Source organism: Cyanobium sp. ATX 6F1 (assembly GCF_024346315.1).
Lineage (GTDB): Bacteria > Cyanobacteriota > Cyanobacteriia > PCC-6307 > Cyanobiaceae > ATX-6F1.
The window spans coordinates 237,996-259,523 of the sequence record NZ_JAGQCS010000002.1 but is presented as its reverse complement, the minus strand read 5'-3'; the positions used below and the strand labels follow the sequence as shown (position 1 = coordinate 259,523).

Sequence of the window (21,528 nt, the reverse complement as noted above, 5' to 3'; positions counted from 1 at the left end):
AAGGCGGTTGAATCCTCCATTCTGGCGGCAAGGATCCTTTCCAAGCGGATCCACTGCCGATCCCGCCGTGCAGCCCTACTGGAGCGTTCCCCTCGCCGACCTGCTGGCCTCACTGCAGGTGGGGCCCCGGGGCCTCAGCCAAGAGCAGGCGGCCGAACGCCTGCGGCGCCATGGCCCCAACAGCCTGGCCGCACCGACGCGCTCCGGGGCCCCCGAGCTGTTGCTGCGCCAGTTCACCAGCCCGATCATCCTGATCCTGGCCGCGGCCGCGCTGCTCTCGTTTCTGCTCGACTCCCCGGTGGACGGGCTGATCATCCTGGTGATCGTGCTGGTCAGTGGCCTGCTGGGGTTCATCCAGGAACATGGCGCCGAGGGGGCCGTACGTGAGTTGCTGCGCACCGTCGAACTGCGCACCAATGTCTGGCGCGATGGAGCCGAGCTGATCATCCCGAGCACGGCGGTGGTGCCGGGTGACATCGTGCTGCTCTCGGCCGGAGCCAGCATTCCCGCCGACGCCCGCCTGATCGAGGAGCGCGATCTGAGCGTGGATGAGGCGGCCCTTACCGGCGAGAGCTTTCCGGTGAACAAGCAGGTGGGGGAGTACCCCGCCGCAACCCCCCTGAGCGGCCGCCTGAACCTGCTGCACCTGGGCACCCATGTGGTCAGCGGCACCGGCCGGGCGGTGGTGGTGCAGACGGGTCGGGGCACCGCCTTCGGAGCGATCGCGGCGCGGATGCGACTGCGCCGCAGTGAGACGGAGTTCGAGCGCGGTGTGCGTCGCTTCGGCTACCTGCTGTTGGAGGTGACCTTGACCTTGGTGGTCGCCATCTTCGCCTTCAACGTCTACCTGCAGCGCCCGGTGATCGATTCGTTCCTGTTTTCCCTGGCCCTGGGGGTGGGACTGACGCCCCAGCTGCTGCCGGCGGTGATCAGCGTCAACCTGGCGAGTGGCGCCCGGCGCATGGCCAGGCGCCAGGTGATCGTCAAGCGCCTGGCCTCGATCGAGAACTTCGGCAGCATGGATGTGCTCTGCTCCGACAAGACCGGCACCCTCACTGAAGGGGAGGCCCAGGTTCAGTTCGCCTGGGGGGTCGAGGGCACTGACAGCGCCCGCACCCTGTTGCTGGCCTACGCCAACGCCACGTTCCAGAGCGGGTACGTCAACCCGATTGACACGGCGATCAAGGGGCGGGGACCCCTGGATCTGGAGGGCTGGAGCAAGCTCGATGAGGTGCCCTTCGACTTCCTGCGCAAGCGTCAGAGTGTGCTGCTCGCCCACCGCGGCCAGAGCGTGCTGGTGACCAAGGGGGCCCTGAACAGGGTGCTGGAGGTCTGCACCACGGCCGAGCGCAGCGATGGTTCGGTGGTGCCGATCGAGGCGGTGCGCGAGGGCCTGCAGGAGCGCTACCGCAGCCTCAGCGCCGAGGGCTACCGGCAGCTGGGGGTGGCCGTTCGCGAGGACCTCACGGGCGCGGTGGCGACGCGGGAGTCGGAGCGGGGGATGCGCTTCGTGGGCCTGGTGGCCCTGAGCGATCCGCTCAAGCCCGCCATCGCCAGCACCGTGGCTGAGTTGCGGGGGCTGGGGGTGCGGCTGAAGCTGATCACCGGCGACAACGCCCTGATCGCGGCCCGCATCGGCCGGGAGGCCGGACTGCTGGAGCCTGAGGTGATCACCGGCTCCCAGCTGCTCTCGATCAGTGATCAGGCGCTGCCGCTGCGGGCCCAGGCCTGCGACATCTTCGCCGAGGTGGAGCCCAACCAGAAGGAACGGTTGATCGCGGCCCTGCGCCGGGCGGGCCACGTGGTGGGCTACATGGGCGATGGCATCAACGACGCCCCGGCTCTCCATGCCGCCGATGTGGGCCTGTCGGTGCAGGGCGCGGTGGACGTGGCCAAGGAGGCTGCAGACATCGTTTTGCTGGAGCAGGATCTGGCGGTGCTCGCCGATGGCATCCGTGAGGGGCGCACCACCTTCGCCAACACGCTCAAGTACGTGTTCATGGCCACCAGCGCCAACTTCGGCAACATGTTTTCGATGGCCGGCGCCTCGTTGCTGCTGCCGTTTCTGCCGCTGCTGCCCAAGCAGATCCTGCTCACCAACCTGCTCACCGATCTGCCGGAGATGACGATCGCCACCGACCGGGTGGATCGCGACTGGATCGAGCGCCCCCGGCGTTGGAGCATTCCCTTCATCCAGCGCTTCATGCTCACCTTCGGGTTGGTGAGTTCGCTGTTCGACTACCTCACCTTCGCCGTCTTGCTCTGGGTGCTGCGGGGGGATCCCGCCCAGTTCCGCACCGGCTGGTTCGTGGAATCGGTGATCTCGGCGGCCTCGATCGTGCTGGTGGTGCGCACCCGGGGCCCGCTTCTGCGCAGCCGCCCCTCCCGTCCCCTCATGCTGGCCACCCTGGTGGTGGTGCTGCTGACGCTGCTGTTGCCCTATTCCCCCCTGGCGGCCCCCTTCGGCTTTGTGCCCCTGCCGGCCAGCTTCCTGGCGCTGCTGGCCCTGATCCTGCTGGCCTATGTGCTGGCCGCTGAGGCGGCGAAGGGCTGGTTCTACCGGCAGACGGTGAACGCGTGAGCCCCACGCTGGTCACCTTTGCCGCCGAGTTTCGTCAACTGGCCGCGGATTTTCTGCTGCCGGCCCGCCATCGCCAGCGCCAGCGCCCGCTGCTGGCCTTCGCCGCCCTGCTGCTGGTGGCGGCCACCCTGGCCCTGGGGCTCTCCGCCCTGGTGATCGGCGCCGCGGCCCAGCTGCTGGATGCCGCCCTCGGCCGGGCCCGCCTTGATCTGGCCTTCCCCTACCTGCGCTCGGCCCTGACCCTCTACGGCAGTGCTCAGATCCGCCTGATCGCCGTGGGGCTGACCCTGGCGGGGTTGATCGGGGCCCTGGTGGCGGCCCGACGGCTGGGGCGGGTGCTGGCGAGGCGCTGGCTGGCCCTGGCCGCTCTGGTGCTGGTGCTGGTGGTGGCCACGGCGGTGGATGTGGCCTTCACCGAGGGCAATGGGGCGGTGATGGAGGCCCTCAACGTGCGCAGCGCCGAGCGTTTCTGGGGAACGGCGGCGGGGTTGAGCGCGATCTATCTGGTCACCCTGCCGGTGCAGTACCTCAACAGCTACGGCCAGCAGCGTTTCGCCCTGGCCTGGCGCGATCGCACCACCACGGTGCTCTCTGACGCCTACCTGGGTGGCCAGAACTACTACCACCTGGAGGCCCGAGCCGCAGGCGTGGGGGGGATCGACAACCCCGACCAGCGCATCGCCGACGACATCCAACGGGCGGTGTTCAGTTCCACCGATCTGTTCTTCGGTTTCTGCACCTCGTTGCTGTCCCTGGCGGCCTACGTGCTGGTGCTGTTCCAGATCAGTGGACTGTTGGTGCTGACCCTGCTGGTGGCCACCGTGCTGGGCAACGGCGTGATCGTGCAGCTGGTGCGGCGGCTGGCTGCTTTGGGGTTTCGCCAGCAATCTCTCGAGGCCGATTTCCGCTTCGCCCTGATGCACGTGCGCAGCCACGGTGAAAGCATCGCCTTCCTGCGCGGCGAGGCCCGGGAAGCGCGGGGGCTGCGGGGCCGTTTCGCCCGGGTGCTCCTCAACTTTGAACGGGTGATCCGCTGGCGGGTGCTGGTGGAGCAGGGCACGGGGCTCTACGGCTTCCTGATGCAGTTCGTGCCCTATCTGGTGCTCTCGGGCGCCTACTTCAGTGGCCGCGTCAGCCTCGGTCAGCTCACGGTGGGAAGCATCGCCTTCGGCCAGGTGCAGGCGGCATTGTCGTTTCTGATCGTGCGCGCCGATGATTTTTCCAGCCTGTTCGCCAGCCTGCACCGGATCGGCGAACTGCGCGGCGCCATGGTGACCCGCCCCCGCAAACCGGCGGTCTCGATGGCCGCACCAAGGCGCGCCGTCGACTCGCCCGAGCTTGAGCTGCACCAGCTCAGCGTCTCCGATCCGGGGGGCGGCCCGCCCCTGATCGAGCGCCTTGATCTGCGCCTGCAGCGCGGGGGGCGGCTCCTGATCACCGGCCCCAGTGGCTGCGGCAAGACCAGCCTGCTGCGGGTGCTCTGTGGGCTGGCCCCCGCCGCCGGCGGTTCCTTCAGCGGGCCGTCCCCGTCTGAATGGATGGTGCTGCCCCAGGCGCCCTACATGACCCTGGGCAGCCTGCGGGAGCAGCTCCTCTACGGCCTGCCGCTGGAGGCGCCGCCGTTGCCGGATGACGCCCTGCGGGAGGCAATGGTCGAGGCGGGACTCGGTTCCCTGGCGGAGCGCTATCCGGATCTGGGAGTCGAAGACGATTGGGCGCGGCTGCTCTCCGGCGGCGAGCAGCAACGGCTCGGCTTCGCCCGCCTGCTGCTGGCGGAGCGCCCCTTCGTGCTGCTCGACGAGGCCACCAGCGCCCTGGATCTCGACGCCGAGCGACAGCTCTATGGGCTGCTGGAGCGCCAGGGCGTCGCCGTGATCAGCGTCGGGCATCGCCCCAGCCTGCGGGCCTTCCACCAGTCGCTGCTGCGGCTTGATGGCCGGGGCGGCTGGACGCTTGAGCCGGCCTGAGCGATGGGGGCTCAGCCCCCTTGGGGTTCGTTTGCCGCCAGCTGGAAGCGGTTCTGCTCGCGGCTGTAGCGGAACAGGCCGCAACTGCGGGTCCAGCTGATGAAGGTGTCGAACACCGCTTCCGCCTCCTGGCCGGTGAATTGCTCGTTGAGCCGCTCCAGCACGGTGCCTCCCTCCACCTCGCCCCGGGGGCTGGCCTCCAATGCCGCCTGCAGTTGGCCGCTCCAGTCCGGGCCATGGGTACGAGAGCGAAGTCGATTATCGCTGCCGCCTCGGGGTTGATCTTGAGCGCAACAGCCAACTGATCGAGCAGCGGCGGGGGTACTGCCCGCGGGCGATCGTCTGGCCCTACGGCCGCCACAACGCCACGGCCACTTCGGTGGCCATGGAACTGGGCATGCCCCTGGCGTCGCTCCGGCGGGTGCAGATGACCGCCTACATGGGCGGCGCCCAGCGGCTGGAGCGCGAGCTGGCCGTGCGCCGCCAGGACACCGGCGATACCGCCCGGGCGGTGAAGGCGATGCACGTCGATCTCGACAACTTCGACGCCCCCAACCCCGAGCAGATCGATGGGGTCAGAACGGCTCTGGGATCCGCTGGGGCGAGCTGTTCGGGTCGACGTAATCGCCGCGCTTCTGGCGTTTTGGCAGCGTGATCGACGGGGCCTTGATGGGCTCGTAGGGGATCTGATCGAGCAGGTGGCGGATGATGTTCAGCCGGGCGCACTTCTTGTCGTTGGAATCAACCACGAACCAGGGGGCATGGGCACTGTCGGTGGCGGCGAACATGGCATCGCGGGCGCGGGAGTAGTCGTACCAGCGGCTATACGACTCCAGATCCATCGGCGTGAGCTTCCAGGTCTTGCGGCCGTCGTGGATGCGCCCCTCCAGCCGCCGGGTCTGCTCCTCCTGATCCACCTCCAGCCAGTACTTCAGCAACGTCACGCCTGAATCCACGATCGCCTTTTCCACGCTGGGTGCCATGCGCAGGAACCGCTCCACGGCTTCTTGTGAACAGAAGCCCATCACCCGTTCCACGCCGGCGCGGTTGTACCAACTGCGATCGAAGATCACCACTTCGCCGCCGGCGGGCAGATGGGGTAGGTAGCGCTGCACGAACATCTGGGTCTTCTCCCGGTCGCTGGGGGCCGGCAGGGCCACCACCCGAAAGACGCGGGGGCTGACCCGCTCGGTGATCCGCCGGATCGCGCCCCCCTTGCCGGCGCCGTCCCGCCCCTCAAACAGGATGCAGACCTTGGCGCCGGTCTTCACCACCCACTGCTGGAGCTGCACCAGTTCGACCTGGAGCCCTTCGAGTTCCCGCTCGTAGTTCTTGCGGGAGAGCTTCTTCTGTGGAGTCTCGGAAGCGCTGCTCTCCGCCAAGGTTCCTTTGTGCTTGTCGTGTCGGTGGCCCATGGGTGCACACTGGATGAGGGGTGGGTGTAGATCGAGGTTGGGTCTGCTCGTTCAGTCAACGGGGCGGCGCTTGAAGATCAGCGAATAGGAGCGGCCGAAGCCCTGGTCATCGAGGTTGCGCAAGGCGCTGGTCACCAGCTCCCAGCCACGGTCGCCCATCAGGTTGAGCAGCTCGTGGAACTGCGCCGTGGGCAACGGACCGTCGCTGGTGCTGGTGGAGATCGGCTGGCCGTTAATCAGTACGCGCTCCAGCACGGAACCGCGCTCCTTCGGGGCGAATTCGACCAGCAGAAAGCAATACTCCCAGCGCTCACCAGTGGGGGCGCCGATGATGGCCTCGATGCTGAGGGGGTGGTCGATCCCATCCGATGGCAGCCAGGAGCGCAGCGCCTCCAGGGGCACCTCGCAGAGCACCGCCCCATGGGCATCGCGGAGCACGTAGCCATCCACGGTGTGTCCACTGTGGGTCTCGTCCGGTTGGCTGTCTCTGGGCAGCAGTCCGGTGCCCTTGGAGACGGCCAGGGCCGTGTGGAAATCGGACAGCATGGTCACCCTTGGAGCATCCCTACGTCCAGCGTAGGGACGGCGCTTGCGGCTGAACGGCGGACGACTGGTTGGTTCAGCAGCGGCGGGGTTTTGCGTTGCTCAGAGCGCAGGCCTGATGCCGCTACCGCCGTGCTGCAGCAGATGGGTGGCGTTGTTGGCGTGGGGCTGGGACCTCAGCAGGTGGGAAGGCCCATGGACGATCATCGTGCTCCCCCGTTTCCAGCTCCAGGCCCGCCTGGGCCAGGTTCCAACGGTGGATCGCCGTGGCCCGGGCCGCCCGGGCCACCTGCAGATCACGCTGGGCGATCAGCACGTCCGTCAGCGGTGCCACGGAGCCCCGGTAGCGCAGCTGGGCATCGCCCACGGCCCGCTCGTTGGCGGCAACGGCCCGCCGGGCCGCTTCGAGCTGCAGGCCGGCGGTCTGCTGGGAGCTGAGCCAGGTCTGCACGGTCTGCACGATCAGCTGTTCGGCCTGCTGGCGCGCCACCGCCTTGCTCTCCGCCAGCAGCTGGGCCAGCTCGGCGCTGGAACGGCTGGCTCCGCCGTCGAACAGGGGCTGGCGCAGGGTGAGCAGGACGCCGTAGTCGTAGAAGGAGCCGGAGGCGGTGCCGTTGCTGGCCACCGGCAGGCTTCCAGCGACCCCTTTCGATCCGACGGCGGCGGAGGCGTTGAGGTTGCCTGTGTTGGCGAACGTCAGCTTGTCGCCGTTGATGCCGCCCCCCAGCACCACCCCGAGGCTGGGAAGCAGGGCGGAGCGGGCCAGCCGGGCCCTGGCCAGGTCCGCCTGGCGTTGTAGCTCGATCGCCTCAAGGGCCGGCCGCTGGCGCAGGGCGGCGGCGAGGCTGGCCGCTTCATCCAGGGGCCAGGCGGCCACGGGGCTCAGGAAATCGCTGGCCACCAGCGTCTGCTGGGCGGGCAGGTTCAGCACCCGCGCCAGGCTGATCGAAGCGATGCGCCGCTGGCCGCGGGCCTCGGCCAATCCAGCTTCATCGGTGGCCACCAGGGCCTCGGCCTGGAAGCTGTCGATGCGGGCCGCCAGGCCCTTGGCCCGGATGGCGTCCACATCCCGGCGCAGCCGGTTGGAGAGCGTCAGGGCCGCCTGCCACGCCGGAATCAGGGCATCGGCGAGTTGGAGATTCAGATACCCGGCGGTGATCTCAAAGCGGCTGCGCCGTTCCTGTTCCGCGTTGACGGCCCGGCTCACCCCCAACTCGGCGCTGGCCACCTGGCGCAGGGGCGTCCGGCTGAAATCGAGCAGGCTGTAATTGAGGGCCAGTCCGACGTTGCCGAAGCTGTTCCGGATCACGGTGTAGCCATTGCGTCCCAGGGAGAAGTTGAGATCGCCGACGGTGGCCAGGTTGGAAATGAAGCCGACGTTGCTCCCCACCTGGGCGTAGCTCCCCAGACCGACCAGGTTCAGGTGGGGCAGGAAGCGGCTGCCGGTGATCGCCAGGGCCGCCTCGGCCTGTCGCACCCCAAGGCTGCTCTGGCGGCGCCCCAGGGATTGGTTCAGCCCCAGCTCCCGGGCCTGGAGCAGGCTGAGGGCCAGGGGCTGGGACGCGCCTGGAGCCTGGTCCGCGCGGGCACTCGAACCGAAGCTCAGCGTCAGGGGGAGGATCACCAGCACGCCTGCCCAGCTCCCCAGCCCCAGCACGATCCCCGTCAGGTGTCGTCGCAGCAAGGCTTCTGGAGGAGCGGAACCATCGCTAGGGTAGGTGTCGAGCGCAGGACTGTTTTGAACGCAGCGCCTCCTCCACCCGCAGGTTTCCTGGAGCGGGGGGCAGCCCTGCTGCCGATGCTGCTGGTGAGCGCCGCGACCGTGCACTGGGCCACGGGCCCCACCATTCCCGTGGTGGTCCATGGGGCAGCGGTGTTCCTAGATCCCCACAGCCGGGTGGGGATCTATGCCCGTTCAGCCGGCCAGATCCAACGCCTGGCGCTCGCCGTGGGCGATCCGGTGGAACAAGGCCAACTCGTCGCCACGATCAATCGCATCGATGAGGCCGCTCCCGGCGGCGGTGCCGTGGGGCCCAATCTCGGCGCCCTGCAGGAGCAGCTCAAGGCCATCGATCTCCAGCAGGCAGCCCTGCGGGCCCAGATCGCCGCCATCCGGACCAGCAACCAACCGATCGAGAAGCAGGTTCGTGCCCTCGACGACCTGCGCAGGGAGGAGGTGATCCCCCGCTACAGCCCCCTCTGGATCGGTGCCCAGGATCTCTACCTGCGCAATGCGGCCAGCATCCACTCCCTTGAGGGAGCCCTGGCCCAGCTCGACGCCAACCGGAGCGAGATCAAGTCCCGTCAGTCGGCCCAGGTGGTGCTCTCCCCCCGTAGCGGCGAGCTGCTTTCGCTGGCGGTCAATCCCGGCCAGAGCGTTGCCCCAGGGCAGCGGATCGGCAGTGTTGGTGAACGGGTGGCCCGGGGCCCGCGCATCGCCGTGGCCCTGTTCACCGAAGCGGACGCGGCGCGGCTGCGACGGGGAGACGAGATCGAACTCGAGCCCCAGCTCCAGACCCGCGCCCAGTACGGCGGCACCGAGCAGCGCTACGGAACCGTGCGGGGCCGGATCGTGTCCCTCTCCCCAGCCCCCCTGGGGTTGGAGGCCCTGGCGGCGGCGGTGGGGGGCGCCGAGGAGGCCAGCAGCCTGATGGTGCGCACGCGCCAGGAGGCCTTCGGGGAGGGGGGGGATCCCCTGGCGGTGCTGGGAGACAAGGCCACCTCACCGTTGGTGCTGGCCCGGGTGGAGGTGGAAACGGCCCCCACCCCCAGCGGCCTGCGCTGGAGCCGGGGCCAGGGGCCCAACCTGCCGATTGAAGCCGGGGCGCCGGGGTTGGTCTCGGCGACGGTGGAACGGCGCTCCCTGCTCAGCTTCGTCCTGCCGTTCCTGCGCTGGCTGGGGGGCGTCTAAGCCATGGCGAGCATCAACAACACCCGCCGTCAGCTACGGCGCTGGCTGAGCCCCTGGTTGACGCCGGCCCCCTGGCTTGCCCTGCTGCTGCTGGTCGTGGCCGCCCACAGCGTGGCGCCGCGGCTCTGGTTCTGGTGTGCCCTGCTGCTGGTCGTGTTGCTGGTGGGCTGGGTGCAGGCGCTCAGGGGCCCACGGCTGTGACGGCGGCGGCCGGCAGCCTCCCCCTGGGGCGGCAACTCAGGCTTGCGCTCACCATTGGCCTCGCCGCGGCCCTGGCCAACGCCGTGGCCCACGCCTTCGCTCTCGGTTCCCATCCCGTGGCCTACGCCACTCTGATCGCCGCCCTGGTGATCCGACCTGACTTCACGCCCTGGCCTTTGGTTTTCTATCCGGCCCTGACCGCCGTGGCCGCCTTGGGGCTGTTCTTCGGCCTGGGCATCAGCGCCGCTTTCAGTGGCGCGCCTGAGGTGTTCCTGTTCGCCATCGCGGCGGCCGGCAGTCTGGTGATCGGCCTCACCTTCCCGGCCAAGCTCGCCCCGCTCGGGGTGCTGCTGCCGGTGCTGGCGGTGTTGCCCCTGCTCAGCGCGGGCCCCACCCTGGATTCCACGGCCCGTCAGTTGGTGGGGGTGGTTCTGGGTCTGGTGGTGGGTTCCCTGGTGCAGGCCCTGCTGGCCCCGGCTGGAGCCGGGAAGGTTGACGGTGTGATCGCGGAGGTGAAACCGGAAGCACCCCCTGATCTCCCCCTGGCCCAGCGTCTGGGCCGGGGCTTTCGCTCCCCCTGGTTCTGGCGCAAGCTCGTGCTGGCCAGCCTGGCCCTGGCGATCGGCGAGGGAATCGGAGCCGTCACCCCCAAATACCTCTACTTCGGTGTGGTGTTGCTGCTTGACGACAGCGTGGGGGCCACCGCCGCCAGGGTGAAGGACCGATTGATCGGCGTGAGCCTCGGGGTGCTGATGCCGCTGCTGGTGTTCAACAGCTTTGGGATGTCGGAGCTGGCGGTGGGCTTGGTGATGGGGGGCACGGCGTCCCTGGTGAACGCCCTGGGGCTCTCCGGCTACCTGCGCACGGCGCTGATTTCCAGCGGCGTGGCCTTCATCGGCTATGGCCCCCTGGTGGCCTGGTACATCCCCCACCGCTGGATCGACTACAGCCTGGGCTCGGCGCTGGCGCTGCTGGCAGGTCTGCTGATCGCGCCCCAGTGGGCCCTGCGCCGCTACCGGGTGTTGGCCGCCCTGCCCGATCCATCCACGCAGCAGCGCCAGGAGCTGTCGGAGCTCACGGCTGCCGCGTCATCGGAGGCGCGGTTGCTGGGCGAGCGGCTTTAAGTCATTGGCCGATGCCGGGCCTCGATCGTTTTCAGCTGTACCCGGCGTAGATGGCTGATCGGCAGTGAGCAAGAACATCAGAAGCGCCTGTGGCTGGGCTGCAGAGTCGCTGCAATCGCCAGGCTGTTTGATTGGCGCGACGAGGGAAGATGTCACAATCGAAGGTAATTGGTTGAACGCGCAACGAACAAGTGGAATGATGACTCAATGAATTGATGCCACAACGGGATATCTCAGATGGGCTTGCTCAAGCATTCATGGGCCTCAATGCTGTTCGCTTCTTTGATCGCCTTACCCATTCACCCCGCATCGGCCTGTAGCCGCGCAGTTTACTTCGGACAGGAGGGGCAGACCGTCACCGGCAGAAGTATGGACTGGCTAGAAGACATGCAGACGAATCTGTGGATCTTCCCTCGAGGGATGAAACGTGATGGCGGCATGGGAGTTAAGGGTCTTCAGTGGGTCAGTCATTACGGCAGTGTGATCGCATCCGTCTATGAAGCGGGTACGGCCGACGGCATGAACGAAAAGGGGCTGGTCGCTAATTTGCTCTTCCTGGTGGAAAGTGAATATCCAAGCGCCAAGAACGACACCCGTCCCCAGGTTTCCATCGCCGCATGGACGCAATACGTCCTCGACCGCTTCGCAACAGTCGACGAGGCCGTCGCAGCAATGCGCAAGGAGGCTTTCCGCCCGATCAGTGTGATCGCCCCGAATGGAGTCGAGGGCAAGATTCACCTGTCGATTTCAGATCCCTCTGGCGATTCGGCCATTTTTGAGTATATCGGTGGAAAGCTTGTGATCCACCATGGTCGCAAGTATCAAGTGATGACGAATTCTCCCGCTTACGACCAGCAGCTGGCCCTGAATGAATATTGGAAGCAAATCGGCGGCACGGTGATGCTGCCTGGTACGAACCGCGCTGCCGATCGCTTTGCCCGCGCCAGCTTCTACATCAACGCAGCTCAGCAGTCGGCCAATCCGCGCGAGGCGGTCGCCTCCGTCTTCAGCGTGATGCGTAACGTCAGCGTCCCCCGCGGTATCAGTACGCCGGGCCAACCCAACATCTCATCAACCATTTGGCGTACGGTCGCGGACCAAAAGAACAGGGTCTACTTCTTCGAAGACACGGCCAGCCCCAGTCTTGTATGGGTCAAGCTCACTCAGATCGATTTCAAGGCGGTTTCAGGCGTCCGTAAGCTCTCCCTCCACACGAATCCCGGTCTGGGCGGGGACCAGACGGCCAACTTCAAGGAGGCCCAGCCTTTTACGTTCTTGGCTCCGCAGTAAGGCTCTCAAGGAAGTCCTGTGAACTCTGTCTCCCAACATCTTGAACCTGCGGCCCTAGGCATGCAGCCTTGATGAGGGCTTTGAGCTTCTTTCCGGTGTTGATCCTGAGCGCCGCGATGGCTTCAAGCAACCGCGAATTCTCGCCTTCGCTTGCTTGACTGATATTGATGGCACAAGGCGGTGAACAGGAATGTCTCTTGGCAAGGGCTGGAGGCTTTGTACTGATCAGCGGCACGGAGTTGTGCGCCCTGGATACGGCCCCAGGTGTTCGATCGCTTCTGGCGCGCCCGCAGCGACCGCCCCGACGGCGGCGCCATTCAGGGCACCAGCGAGCCCGGGGAGGGCAGCTGCTTCACTGTTCAATTGCCGGCGAGCTTCTAGCCAGCAGAACATCGGCCTCCGCCAGGGCCTTGAGCAGTCTACGGCGCAGTTCTCGGCCGCAGAGCCATTGCTCGCCGGCGCTGGTGGTCAGCATCACCGATACGTCGACCCCCAGGGGCATGATCGCCACCACCCCGCGACACCAGGGGGCCTTCAGTAGTTTGCTGGCCCAGTCGGGATCGGTGGCAAAGCCTGCTGCCGCCGCCGCGATGACCGCCAGGGCCCGGTCAACGTCGTCCAGTGGTTGGGCCAGGACCAGGCGCACATCCACGCCAGAGCGGAACTTGGTGTGGTTGACCACCCTGACCACATCCAGGCTGGCGTTCTGGATCACGACCACCCGTTCATCCATGGTGCGCAGCAAGGTGCTCAGAACACCCACATCCACCACGGTTCCCCCCAGCCCAGCGATCTCCACGAAGTCGCCGATGGCATAGCGGTCTTCGATCAGCACCAGCAGACCTGCGACGAAATCCCGCAGCAGGTTCTGGAACACGAAGGCCAGACCACCCAGCAGGGCCCCTCCGGTCACCAGCGCGGAGGCGGAGGCGTCCTGCACTCCGGGGATGCCGATCAGGATCAGCACCGCCACCAGGGTGATGCAACCCAGGTCGATCAGTCGATGGGACACCAGCAGCAGGCTGCGGTAGCGCTGCTCCCGCCGGGCGCGCTGATCGAGTGGTACCCGCAGGCTGGCGGACCAGTGGTGCAGGAGAAAGTCGGCGAGCAGCCGCAGCAGCACCGCCAGCAGACCCACCAGCAACACTTTGACCAAGGCGCTTAACGGCTGAAGAAGCAGCGCCAGTCCCAGGGGGATCTGTCCCGGCACCACCATCACCGCCAGGCCCACCATCACAGTGACCAGGGCAAGCACGATCAGGAACATCAAGCTGTTGGCGCCCTTGCTCAGCTGCAGGGCCAGCCTCTGCCGCAGGTTGAGACTGGTGCTCTCGATCAGCTGCCAACGGGAGAAGAGCCGGCGGCTTTGGGAGAGAAGCCACAGGGTCAGGGCCAGAACCGCCCCCAGCAACAACTCGGCGATCACGGTGATCCCCAGTCGCTGTTGCAGGGCGTCGGCCTGCAGCATGCGGCGCGCGTGGCGCAGTCGCCGTTCCAGCAGACCTCTCCAGCGCCGGGCAAGGGCATCGGAGCTCATGCCGTTGAAGCGAGAATCAGCCGCGGTGACCGTCAGCAGCGGCAGGGGTTCGGCGTGATTCGGCAACCGAGCCTCGAGCACGTTGAGTCCGTCGGCGTCGCGAACGACCTCGATCTTCAGGTCGTCCGGGTGGCCGCCAAGGCCCCAGCCAGCCCCCCTGCAGGCCCGGTCGGAGCCTTTCAGCACCAGGCGTTCGAGCAGCTCTTCGCTCAGAGCCTGGGCGCTGCCGCACAGCACCTGGGGGAAGTAGAGGAGGGAGAGATTTCCCTCAATCACCGACGCCCGGCGGAGGGCGTTGGGGCCGGCCCTGCCGGACGTGACCACCGGCGAGGCGACGCTGATGGCGGGGATGCCGAGGATGTGCACGTTGGCCACCTCGTAGCTGCCGGCCGAAGCCGCCGGGGATGGTGCCGATGGAGTGCCATCGCCCGCGGCGAGCAGCGGAGCGGCATGGCTCAGCGGTTGAAGCAGGACCATCACCAGGGCGAGAGCCCCCAGAACCCCGTAGATCCAGCGGCTGAGCCTGGTGCTCATGGAGCGGAGGTGAAGACGCAACTGCCGCTGGAAGTATCGAGCTCATTGCTGACCTGTTTGCTGATCGCCAGGGTCTTGCGGTTGAGGCGGAACTCCACTTCATAGCTGATATCGCGGCTCACCAACTTAGGGTAGATGAACACAATCTGACTGGGGGTATAAAGCGCACTCAGGGTGAATTTTTCTTTGGAGGAGTTGATGAACTCCACGCTTTTCTTGGCTTCCTGGCTCATCATGAACCAGTTCACAGTGTTGCCGGGGTTCGTGGCGGTGGGCTCGTTGAAGCTGCACTTCAACCACGGGGATCCAGCCTGGGACGGTCCCACCAGCAGGGTGGAGAGAGCGGCCAGCACCAGGGCCCTTGCGCGGGTGGGGATCGTCAATGAGGGAGCGGCCTCCAGGCTGGCTCAGGTTAGCTGGAGCGCTCCCATCACTTCTGGACGATGAATGAAGAGGTGGTGGCGATGCGTTTCTCCGAAGCTGCCCTGGCTACCGGCGGGAAGCTGCTTCCAGTGCGGGGCGCGCAGGACTGATGGGCGCTGGCAGCACTTGGTGTTCACCACCAGCCCATCGGCCAGGGCCTTGTCTCCTGCAGCCCCTGAGGTCGAAACGTCGCTGTTTGGTGACCCCTTTTACCTTTGCTAAGGTGGCTCAACAATTTTGAGAATCCAGTGCCTTCAAGAGATTTTCGATCATCTTTAGCGTCCGCGATGGGCGCAACCGGCGGCATCCTGGCGCTGCTGGCGATCGCGCCGAACGCCACAGCCCAGCAGGTTCCGCAGGCCCCGCAGGGCGAAGCTGCGCCAGCCGCTGCAGTAACGGCTCCCGCTCCGGCTTCCACCTGGGCCGGCTCAGTGGAGCTCTACGGCTTTGCCCCCCTGCGCACCACGGGCAGCACCACGGTGAAAGGCATCACCGCCGACCTGGATCTCAGCCTTGATCAGGTGTTGCGCCCCCTGACCGGGATCGCCGCCATCCGCGGCAGCGTCGAGTACAACCGCCTCGGGTTCCTCACCGACCTGAGCTATGTGTCTTTAAAGGGCGCAGAGGGGAGAACAATCCCTGGCCGGGAGTTTGAAAAGGCCTTTGCAGGCAGGGAGTTCACGCGCGGCGGCGTCACCGTCGGCGTCAGTGGGCCCAGCCTCAAGGCCAGCTCGAGCGAAAGCAGCGTGGCCGCCAGCGTGGGGAACATTCAGGGCATCTACGACTTCGCCCTGCGTTACCGCTTCGGAGATCGAGAAACGGCGACCGCCAAGGCCGGCAGTTTCGCGATCATTCCCTACGCGGGCGTTCGGCTCGTCGACATGCGATTCAACCTCGGCTTCGAGCGCGAGACACCGACCCGGACCCTCAGCGTGCAGGGGCCTTCCGTGACGGCCACGGTGCAGGGACCGAACCAGAGTGTCTCGGCGACAAGGCCTGGCGGCACGGCTACCTTCGAGCGGCCATCGCGAACGATCGTGCGCACCGGTGAGTTCGGCGGCACCGTGGTCCAACCCCTGATCGGCACCCAGGCGATGGTGTTTCTCTCACCCCGCCTGAGGCTCTTCGCCCGCGGCGACATCGGCGGCTTCGGTGTGAACAATGCCGATGACTACTCCTGGAACACCCAGGTGGGCGTGGGCTATGCGATCGGGAACTCCACCCAGCTGAATCTTTCCTGGCGCTACATGCACCTGGGCGGCACCAATGGGGCCACCCCTGAAAATGCCTACAACATCGATCAGAACGGTATCGAAGCCGGGGTCAAGTTCTTCTTCTGATCTCCCGGGCTCCAATCCCTGCGGGATTTGGCTCGTGGACTGTCCTGCCGCGACACAACGCGCGCTCCAGCTATCCGCCGTCCTCCAGGCTTGGAGCGCCTTTTGATCTGGTGCCACGGTGTGACGTCCCCCAAGCGTAACAATGGGCACCTGGCCGGTACCGTGAACGAAACTTGCGCTAAATTTGCAAAAAAACACCGCCAGCACAACGAAATTGAGGCCACTGCCCCAGTCATGTTGCGAGGCTGAATCGATCGCAACGTGCAAACTGAGTGCATGTTGAGTTTCAGAACTCGCGGCAGCAGCAGCAGCCAATCACCATCACTGATCAGAGAGAGCAATCAATGGCGATCGATAACAGCTCCGCTTCTGGTTCGAGGAATCCCTACGGTGGCGGGCCAAGTACGGGGATAACGCTGCCGCCGTACTACCGGCCCACACCCTCTGTGGCGAACGCCAACACCTTCTTCCCTGGCGTGGAAGAGCTTGGCAGCGACGAGATGCGCATCACGTTTGTGGGCAGCGCGCCGGTGCCACCCACACACAGGCAGGCGGGCACGTCGATCATGGTCGAGCTGGGCAACGGCAAGCGCTTCTTCTTCGATCTCGGCCCTGGTTGCCTGCGCAACATCGTCGCCATGCAGGTGCCACTCCAGCTGGTGAACGACATTTTCATCACCCACCTGCACGTCGATCACTACGGCGAGCTTCCCTACATCTACGCTTTTTCCCCCTGGATGGGGCGCTGGAAGCCGCTCCGCGTGACCGGCCCCTCCGGCCGCACACCCAAGGATGGCCTCAAAGCCATGATCGAGGGGATGAAGGCGATGACCCACTGGCACACCGACAGCTTCAACCTCTTTCCAATCGGGGATGGTTACGAAGTCGATGTCAACGAGTTTGACTATCGCGATGATAACGGCATCTGCTATGAAGAAGACGGCGTGGTGATCCGGCACTGGCGTCGTGTCCACGGCAAGGACGGAGCCTCGGCCTATCGCCTCGACTGGAATGGCCTTTCTTTCGTTTTCACAGGTGATGGCCGTCCAGATGAAAATACAGTGAAATACTCCCAGGGTGTTGACGTCTTCGTGTCTGAGCTGCAACCCGACACCATGAACATCCAGGCCCTTAAGTTCGGCATTCCACCACTCATGGGCCTTGTCCCCATTGATGTGGCGCATACGGTTCACTACGCAGCGGGCTACCTGTTCAAGCAGGTGCAGCCGCGCCTGGCGATGGCCACACACCTCAGCTACGACGAGGAATTGATCCCTGAAATTCTGGCGGGCGTGCGCACACATTGGGACGGCCTCTTCCAGTTCGGTGCACCGGATGGCGTCGTCGTCAACGTCACCAAGAAGGCCATCTGGACTCGCAAGGCGGCGTTGCCCGAGTCGGCAAACTTCTCTCGTCCATCGGCCAAGGAGGCGATGGAACTATTCGACATCAGCCTGAACAAGACCACCGTCGATTTTCCGAATCCAAGGCGCAGATTGTCGGATATCGAAGATCCAGAGACGCGGCTGGCACTGGAGATCGATCCGAAGAAGTATTATCCTCCGGATGTCTACCGTGAGCCCAATCCGAACTGGCCCAAGGATTTCAAGATTGACATCAAGAGCATTGTGAAAGATAAAATCGTCAAGAAGATCCAGTCAATCTTTTGGGGTGACGAGTAGCCGTCAAACACATTGAATGTAAGTCACAGCTGTACGGAGAAATTACTTCTGAAATGTGCTTCCACTGGGATGGCCTGTTCGTGATCGGCGTTCCAGATGTGAAGGCGGTTAATGTAGGCAATCAAGCCGCAGGGAATCTGGGCTCTGCCTTGCCTTGGTGCTCCAGCCAAGAACACACGGCAGCAGATGCTTGCGGGGTCTGCCGAACCCGGCGGGCAACCGCTACCCAAGGTCACCACTGCCCCCAAGCCCAGGCTCATTCGAGAGGCGCAGCAAAATGAGATCTACCGTTTGATCGAGATCGATCCCGGCAAGTACACGCCGGCATTTGCTAAGAATGATCTGGCCCATAGTTGGCCGGAGGTTAAGATCAACGTTGAGGTGTTGATGAAACAAACCACTGGTGGTCCATGTGATGCTTGATCATCTAACAGCCATTCCGCTGACGATCCTCACCGGGTTTCTCGGATCCGGTAAGACGACCCTATTGAATCGCATCCTCAACGGCAATCACGGGCTGCGCGTTGCCGTTCTCGTGAATGACTTTGGATCCATCAATATCGATGCCGAGCTCGTCGTTGGTGTGGAAAGTGATGTCATCAGCTTGGCCAACGGTTGCATCTGTTGCACGATCCGTGATGACCTGGCCCAGACGGTAATCGAGACGATCAACCGACCTGAGCGGCCCAACTACCTGCTTTTGGAAGCCAGTGGTGTCGCCGATCCCTCTGGCATCATGCTGACCTTTACGGCGGAATTTATCCGCGACCAAGTACGGTTGGACAGCATCATGTGCGTGGTTGATGCCGAGCAGGTGTTTGCAGTTCCCGAAATGATGGAACTCAAGATTCGTCAGATTGCCTTTGCCGATCTCGTGATCTTGAACAAGGTCGACCTTGTGGAGCAATCACATATTGACCGGATCACGGAATGGCTTGATGAACGCTTCCGCCGCTATCGCCTCATCGAATCATGCCAGGGAAATGTTCCACTTGAGGTGCTAATGGGTGCTGGGCGATTTGATCCAGTTCAGCTGGAATCCAAGTTGCATTCCTTGGAGCAACCTGACTGCACCCATGGGCACTGCGAGCATGACCCTACCGATCACTTGCAGGCCTTCACCACCTGGAGCTACGAAACGGATCAGCCGCTTGTTCTGGAGTCTCTTCGTGAGGCACTACGGCAATTGCCGGCGACCGTCTACCGGGCCAAGGGGGTGGCCTACGTTGCCGAAGCACTGGATCAGCCTGCTGTGCTCCAGGTGGTCGGCAAGCGCGTGGAGATTTCCTTTCAGAATGAGTGGGGCCAGCGAAGGCCGCACACGCGCGTCGTTGTGATTGGATCCGTCAACGGCATCGAACCGACATCGCTACGTCAGTTGTTCGACATGGCCGTCGTGCTGGATTCCTCTAACACCTGAGTGGGCCCACTTCCTTCGGGTCATGAGGCCCACTTACGGGTGTGGTTCAGGGAAGTAAGAACCTTGGAAGCCTCAAGGGTTGACTTCGTGCCATCGACTTGAATCCAATGAGTGACAGAAACGATGACACCCATTCCTTCACATGCTCCAGCTGGCTGCTGAAATGCCGGTCTCGAGTGTGAAGTTTCCTGATCTGTTGGCAATACAGATTCACAAAGCAGCTGAGTCCGAGTCGGCTGCCTGTTCAGCCGCTAGGCTTGCAACAGACGTTGTGGCATCGATGAAGAATTTTATTTTTATGGGTGGGATTACCCTCAGCTGCATTCTGTTCTTTCCTTTTGGCGCTGAAGCTCGACCCATTCGAGGAGGCGTTGGAGGCCCAGCATCAGGCGTCGGTGTACGTCCGGGCCTGGGTGCAGGTGCGGCTGGCCCCGGTCTGGCGTCTCCTGCCGTAAGGGGTGCCGCTGTAGGTGCTCCTGCAGCAGGAGGAGTGGGTGGTCCAGCCTCTGGGGTTGGAGTCGCCCCTGGCGTTGGAGCCGGTGCTGCAGGCGCAGGCGTTGCCCCTGTTCCCGGGGTGGGAGCCGGTGGAGTGGGAGGCCCAGCCTCAGGCGTTGCTGTTGCGCCCCGAGCGGGAGCCTGGCGTGCGGGGGGTGGGCGTTGATTGCTCTCCGCTGCCGCCAACCCTCAGGCAAGACCGGATTCAAGAATTCACCGAAAGAAATGCCTGAACGGTAAGCCGTGCCATAGTTCGCCCACTGGAGCCAGATCTAATCAATGCTCTGCCCCAGATGTGGATACCACTGAATGAATGTCTTACTGGTTTATCCCGAGTTTCCTAAAACATTCTGGAGCTACGAGAAAATACTGGAGCTGGTGAATCGGAAGGTTCTCCTCCCGCCCCTTGGATTGATCACTGTTGCGGCTATCCTGCCCCAGGATTGGACCTTCAAGCTGGCTGATGTCAACATCAGGCCAGTCACCGATCAAGAGTGGATGTGGGCCGATCTGGTGATCATGTCGGCGATGATCGTTCAGAAAGACGACATCATTCGCCAGATCAATCTGGCCAGGCATCACGGCAAGCCCGTGGCCGTAGGCGGTCCCTACCCATCCTCCACCCCCGAGGAGCTTGTTGCCGCCGGCGCCGACTACCTGATTCTCGATGAAGGCGAGATCACCCTGCCCCTGTTCGTGGCTGCCTGGGAGAAGGGCGAGAAGGGAGGTCGTTTCAGCTCCGAGGGCGTCAAGCCGGATGTGACCTCCACCCCCATCCCCCGCTACGACCTGCTTGAGCTTGGGGCCTACGACTCGATGAGCGTGCAGTTCTCGCGCGGCTGCCCGTTTCAGTGCGAATTCTGCGACATCATCGTGCTCTATGGGCGCAAACCCCGGACCAAGTCGCCGGAACAACTCGTCGGCGAGCTTGAGAGCCTCTACAGCCTCGGCTGGCGGGGTGGGGTGTTCATGGTGGATGACAACTTCATCGGCAACAAGCGCAATGTCAAGTTGATGCTCACGGCGCTGGAGCAATGGCAGCGAGAGCATGGTTATCCCTTCCGCTTCGATACCGAAGCCTCCCTCGATCTGGCGGATGATCAGGAACTCATCGATCAGATGCTGGCCTGCAACTTTGCCGCTGTCTTCATGGGCATCGAAACCCCCGACGCCGACAGCCTGGCGGCGACCATGAAGTTCCAGAACATGCGCTCGCCTCTGCTCGACTCGATCGATAAGGTCACCCGCTCCGGCCTGAGGGTGATCGCCGGATTCATCATCGGCTTCGATGGGGAGAAGGTCGGTGCCGGCCAGCGGATCGTTGCCTTCTCAGAAGCGGCGGGGATTCCCACCACCACCTTCGCCATGCTCCAGGCCCTGCCCCACACGGCTCTCTGGCACAGGCTTGAGAGGGAAGGGAGGCTGATCGACAAGGTTGGCAACATCAACCAGACCACCCTGATGAACTTCGTGCCGACCCGGCCGGTGGAAGACATTGCCCAGGAGTATGTCGAAGCGTTCTGCCAGCTCTATGAACCGCGCAAGTACCTCGATCGGGTGCATCGCTATTTCCTCAAACTTGGCCCAGCCAGGGTGAAGAGTGCCTTCAAGCTTCCTGATCCGGTGGTGATCCGGGCGCTGCTGATCGTCTGCTGGCGTCAGGGGATCAAGCGCTCCACCCGCTGGGCCTTCTGGCATCACCTGTTCGACATCCTTCGCTCCAACCCCAAGGTGATTGAGCAATACCTGGCCGTGTGTGCCCACAACGAGCACTTCATGGAGTACCGGGAGATCGTGCGCCGGCAGATCGAAAATCAACTGGCCGCCTATCGCCAGGGGCAGGCCAATCAGGTTGTCGGGGAAGCGCCGCTGAAGGCCGCGCTGACAGCCGCTGTCTGAGGTTGACCGGGAAGCTCACCAGCGAGGAGTTGGGCCCTCGGCTGAAGTGGACGGTTTTCTTCGGCAGATTTAGACTTTGTCTTAATCAATCCTTGGCGTGATGAGCAAGTCTTGATGTCGGATCAGACTTCACGGAGGAATCTGTTTTTTCGCGTGCTGTGTATTG

The 21,528-nt window shown here is 64.4% G+C and carries 19 protein-coding genes; 13 read left to right on the top strand and 6 right to left on the bottom strand.

Annotation, left to right across the window (positions count from 1 at the left end):
* The first annotated feature begins 7 nt into the window (after positions 1–7).
* Positions 8–2,581, top strand: a complete 2,574-nt coding sequence (gene mgtA, locus KBZ13_RS04085) for a magnesium-translocating P-type ATPase (RefSeq protein WP_255006609.1) — start codon at positions 8–10, stop codon at positions 2,579–2,581.
* On the top strand, positions 2,578–4,548 hold the full coding sequence (locus KBZ13_RS04080; protein ID WP_255006599.1) for an ABC transporter ATP-binding protein/permease: 1,971 nt from the start codon (positions 2,578–2,580) through the stop codon (positions 4,546–4,548). Before mgtA ends, KBZ13_RS04080 begins: the two co-directional genes overlap by 4 nt.
* 11 nt (positions 4,549–4,559) lie before the next feature.
* On the opposite strand, the gene KBZ13_RS04075 is transcribed toward KBZ13_RS04080, so the two are convergent.
* The gene (locus tag KBZ13_RS04075; protein ID WP_255006588.1) at positions 4,560–4,751 is read right to left on the bottom strand and encodes a hypothetical protein; all 192 of its coding nucleotides are present in this window, start codon (positions 4,749–4,751) and stop codon (positions 4,560–4,562) included.
* Here KBZ13_RS04075 and KBZ13_RS04070 point away from each other — a divergent pair.
* Positions 4,751–5,203 carry a polysaccharide deacetylase family protein gene (locus KBZ13_RS04070; protein ID WP_255006585.1) on the top strand — a complete coding sequence of 151 codons (453 nt, stop codon included), beginning with the start codon at positions 4,751–4,753 and terminating at the stop codon, positions 5,201–5,203. The genes KBZ13_RS04075 and KBZ13_RS04070 overlap by 1 nt on opposite strands.
* On the opposite strand, the gene ppk2 is transcribed toward KBZ13_RS04070, so the two are convergent.
* The 3 genes from ppk2 to KBZ13_RS04055 all read right to left on the bottom strand — a co-directional run bounded on the left by ppk2 (position 5,124) and on the right by KBZ13_RS04055 (position 8,190).
* Positions 5,124–5,963, bottom strand: coding sequence for a polyphosphate kinase 2 (ppk2, locus tag KBZ13_RS04065; RefSeq protein WP_255006577.1), 840 nt, complete (start codon positions 5,961–5,963; stop codon positions 5,124–5,126). The two genes, KBZ13_RS04070 and ppk2, sit on opposite strands and share 80 nt — an antisense overlap.
* A 51-nt stretch (positions 5,964–6,014) precedes the next feature.
* Positions 6,015–6,515, bottom strand: a complete 501-nt coding sequence (locus KBZ13_RS04060; RefSeq protein WP_255006575.1) for a hypothetical protein — start codon at positions 6,513–6,515, stop codon at positions 6,015–6,017.
* A gap of 115 nt (positions 6,516–6,630) precedes the next feature.
* Positions 6,631–8,190, bottom strand: a complete 1,560-nt coding sequence (locus tag KBZ13_RS04055) for a TolC family protein (protein WP_255006573.1) — start codon at positions 8,188–8,190, stop codon at positions 6,631–6,633.
* 54 nt (positions 8,191–8,244) lie between these two features.
* On the opposite strand from KBZ13_RS04055, the gene KBZ13_RS04050 reads away from it, so the two are divergent.
* From KBZ13_RS04050 to KBZ13_RS04035, 4 genes are all read left to right on the top strand, one after another.
* A complete protein-coding gene (locus tag KBZ13_RS04050) occupies positions 8,245–9,417 on the top strand; it encodes a hypothetical protein (protein WP_255006571.1) in 1,173 nt (390 codons plus the stop codon).
* Positions 9,418–9,420: 3 nt separating this feature from the next.
* Positions 9,421–9,618 carry a hypothetical protein gene (locus KBZ13_RS04045; RefSeq protein ID WP_255006570.1) on the top strand — a complete coding sequence of 66 codons (198 nt, stop codon included), beginning with the start codon at positions 9,421–9,423 and terminating at the stop codon, positions 9,616–9,618.
* Positions 9,615–10,742: an FUSC family protein gene (locus KBZ13_RS04040; protein ID WP_255006568.1), complete on the top strand. Its 1,128-nt coding sequence runs from the start codon at positions 9,615–9,617 to the stop codon at positions 10,740–10,742. Before KBZ13_RS04045 ends, KBZ13_RS04040 begins: the two co-directional genes overlap by 4 nt.
* A gap of 237 nt (positions 10,743–10,979) precedes the next feature.
* Positions 10,980–12,032 carry a linear amide C-N hydrolase gene (locus tag KBZ13_RS04035; protein WP_255006567.1) on the top strand — a complete coding sequence of 351 codons (1,053 nt, stop codon included), beginning with the start codon at positions 10,980–10,982 and terminating at the stop codon, positions 12,030–12,032.
* Between the two features lie 352 nt (positions 12,033–12,384).
* On the opposite strand, the gene KBZ13_RS04030 is transcribed toward KBZ13_RS04035, so the two are convergent.
* Positions 12,385–14,103 (bottom strand): mechanosensitive ion channel family protein, encoded by a 1,719-nt coding sequence (locus tag KBZ13_RS04030; protein ID WP_255006565.1) that lies wholly within the window; start codon positions 14,101–14,103, stop codon positions 12,385–12,387.
* Entirely contained in the window at positions 14,100–14,456 is a 357-nt protein-coding gene (locus tag KBZ13_RS04025) for a hypothetical protein (RefSeq protein WP_255006563.1), read from the bottom strand. Before KBZ13_RS04025 ends, KBZ13_RS04030 begins: the two co-directional genes overlap by 4 nt.
* A 357-nt stretch (positions 14,457–14,813) precedes the next feature.
* Here KBZ13_RS04025 and KBZ13_RS04020 point away from each other — a divergent pair, with 357 nt between their 5' ends.
* The 6 genes from KBZ13_RS04020 to KBZ13_RS03995 all read left to right on the top strand — a co-directional run bounded on the left by KBZ13_RS04020 (position 14,814) and on the right by KBZ13_RS03995 (position 21,362).
* Positions 14,814–15,866 (top strand): hypothetical protein, encoded by a 1,053-nt coding sequence (locus tag KBZ13_RS04020; RefSeq protein WP_255006562.1) that lies wholly within the window; start codon positions 14,814–14,816, stop codon positions 15,864–15,866.
* 272 nt (positions 15,867–16,138) lie between these two features.
* Positions 16,139–17,548 (top strand): guanitoxin biosynthesis MBL fold metallo-hydrolase GntH, encoded by a 1,410-nt coding sequence (gene gntH, locus KBZ13_RS04015; RefSeq protein ID WP_255006559.1) that lies wholly within the window; start codon positions 16,139–16,141, stop codon positions 17,546–17,548.
* Between the two features lie 186 nt (positions 17,549–17,734).
* Positions 17,735–17,971 (top strand): hypothetical protein, encoded by a 237-nt coding sequence (locus KBZ13_RS04010; protein ID WP_255006551.1) that lies wholly within the window; start codon positions 17,735–17,737, stop codon positions 17,969–17,971.
* Positions 17,952–18,968, top strand: coding sequence for a CobW family GTP-binding protein (locus tag KBZ13_RS04005; protein ID WP_255006548.1), 1,017 nt, complete (start codon positions 17,952–17,954; stop codon positions 18,966–18,968). The genes KBZ13_RS04010 and KBZ13_RS04005 overlap by 20 nt, the downstream gene beginning before the upstream one ends.
* 470 nt (positions 18,969–19,438) lie before the next feature.
* A complete protein-coding gene (locus KBZ13_RS04000) occupies positions 19,439–19,696 on the top strand; it encodes a hypothetical protein (protein ID WP_255007143.1) in 258 nt (85 codons plus the stop codon).
* Between the two features lie 76 nt (positions 19,697–19,772).
* Positions 19,773–21,362, top strand: a complete 1,590-nt coding sequence (locus tag KBZ13_RS03995) for a B12-binding domain-containing radical SAM protein (protein ID WP_255006547.1) — start codon at positions 19,773–19,775, stop codon at positions 21,360–21,362.
* Positions 21,363–21,528 lie beyond the last annotated feature (166 nt).

What these genes read in the sequence shown, in the direction of transcription:
- KBZ13_RS04070 (WP_255006585.1), top strand. Translation starts at nt 4,751, where the DNA reads ATGCCGCCTGCAGTTGGCCGCTCCAGTCCGGGCCATGGGTACGAGAGC.
- KBZ13_RS03995 (WP_255006547.1), top strand. Translation starts at nt 19,773, where the DNA reads ATGAATGTCTTACTGGTTTATCCCGAGTTTCCTAAAACATTCTGGAGC.
- KBZ13_RS04020 (WP_255006562.1), top strand. Translation starts at nt 14,814, where the DNA reads ATGGGCGCAACCGGCGGCATCCTGGCGCTGCTGGCGATCGCGCCGAAC.
- KBZ13_RS04030 (WP_255006565.1), bottom strand. Translation starts at nt 14,103, where the DNA reads ATGAGCACCAGGCTCAGCCGCTGGATCTACGGGGTTCTGGGGGCTCTC.
- KBZ13_RS04010 (WP_255006551.1), top strand. Translation starts at nt 17,735, where the DNA reads ATGCTTGCGGGGTCTGCCGAACCCGGCGGGCAACCGCTACCCAAGGTC.
- KBZ13_RS04045 (WP_255006570.1), top strand. Translation starts at nt 9,421, where the DNA reads ATGGCGAGCATCAACAACACCCGCCGTCAGCTACGGCGCTGGCTGAGC.
- ppk2 (WP_255006577.1), bottom strand. Translation starts at nt 5,963, where the DNA reads ATGGGCCACCGACACGACAAGCACAAAGGAACCTTGGCGGAGAGCAGC.
- KBZ13_RS04035 (WP_255006567.1), top strand. Translation starts at nt 10,980, where the DNA reads ATGGGCTTGCTCAAGCATTCATGGGCCTCAATGCTGTTCGCTTCTTTG.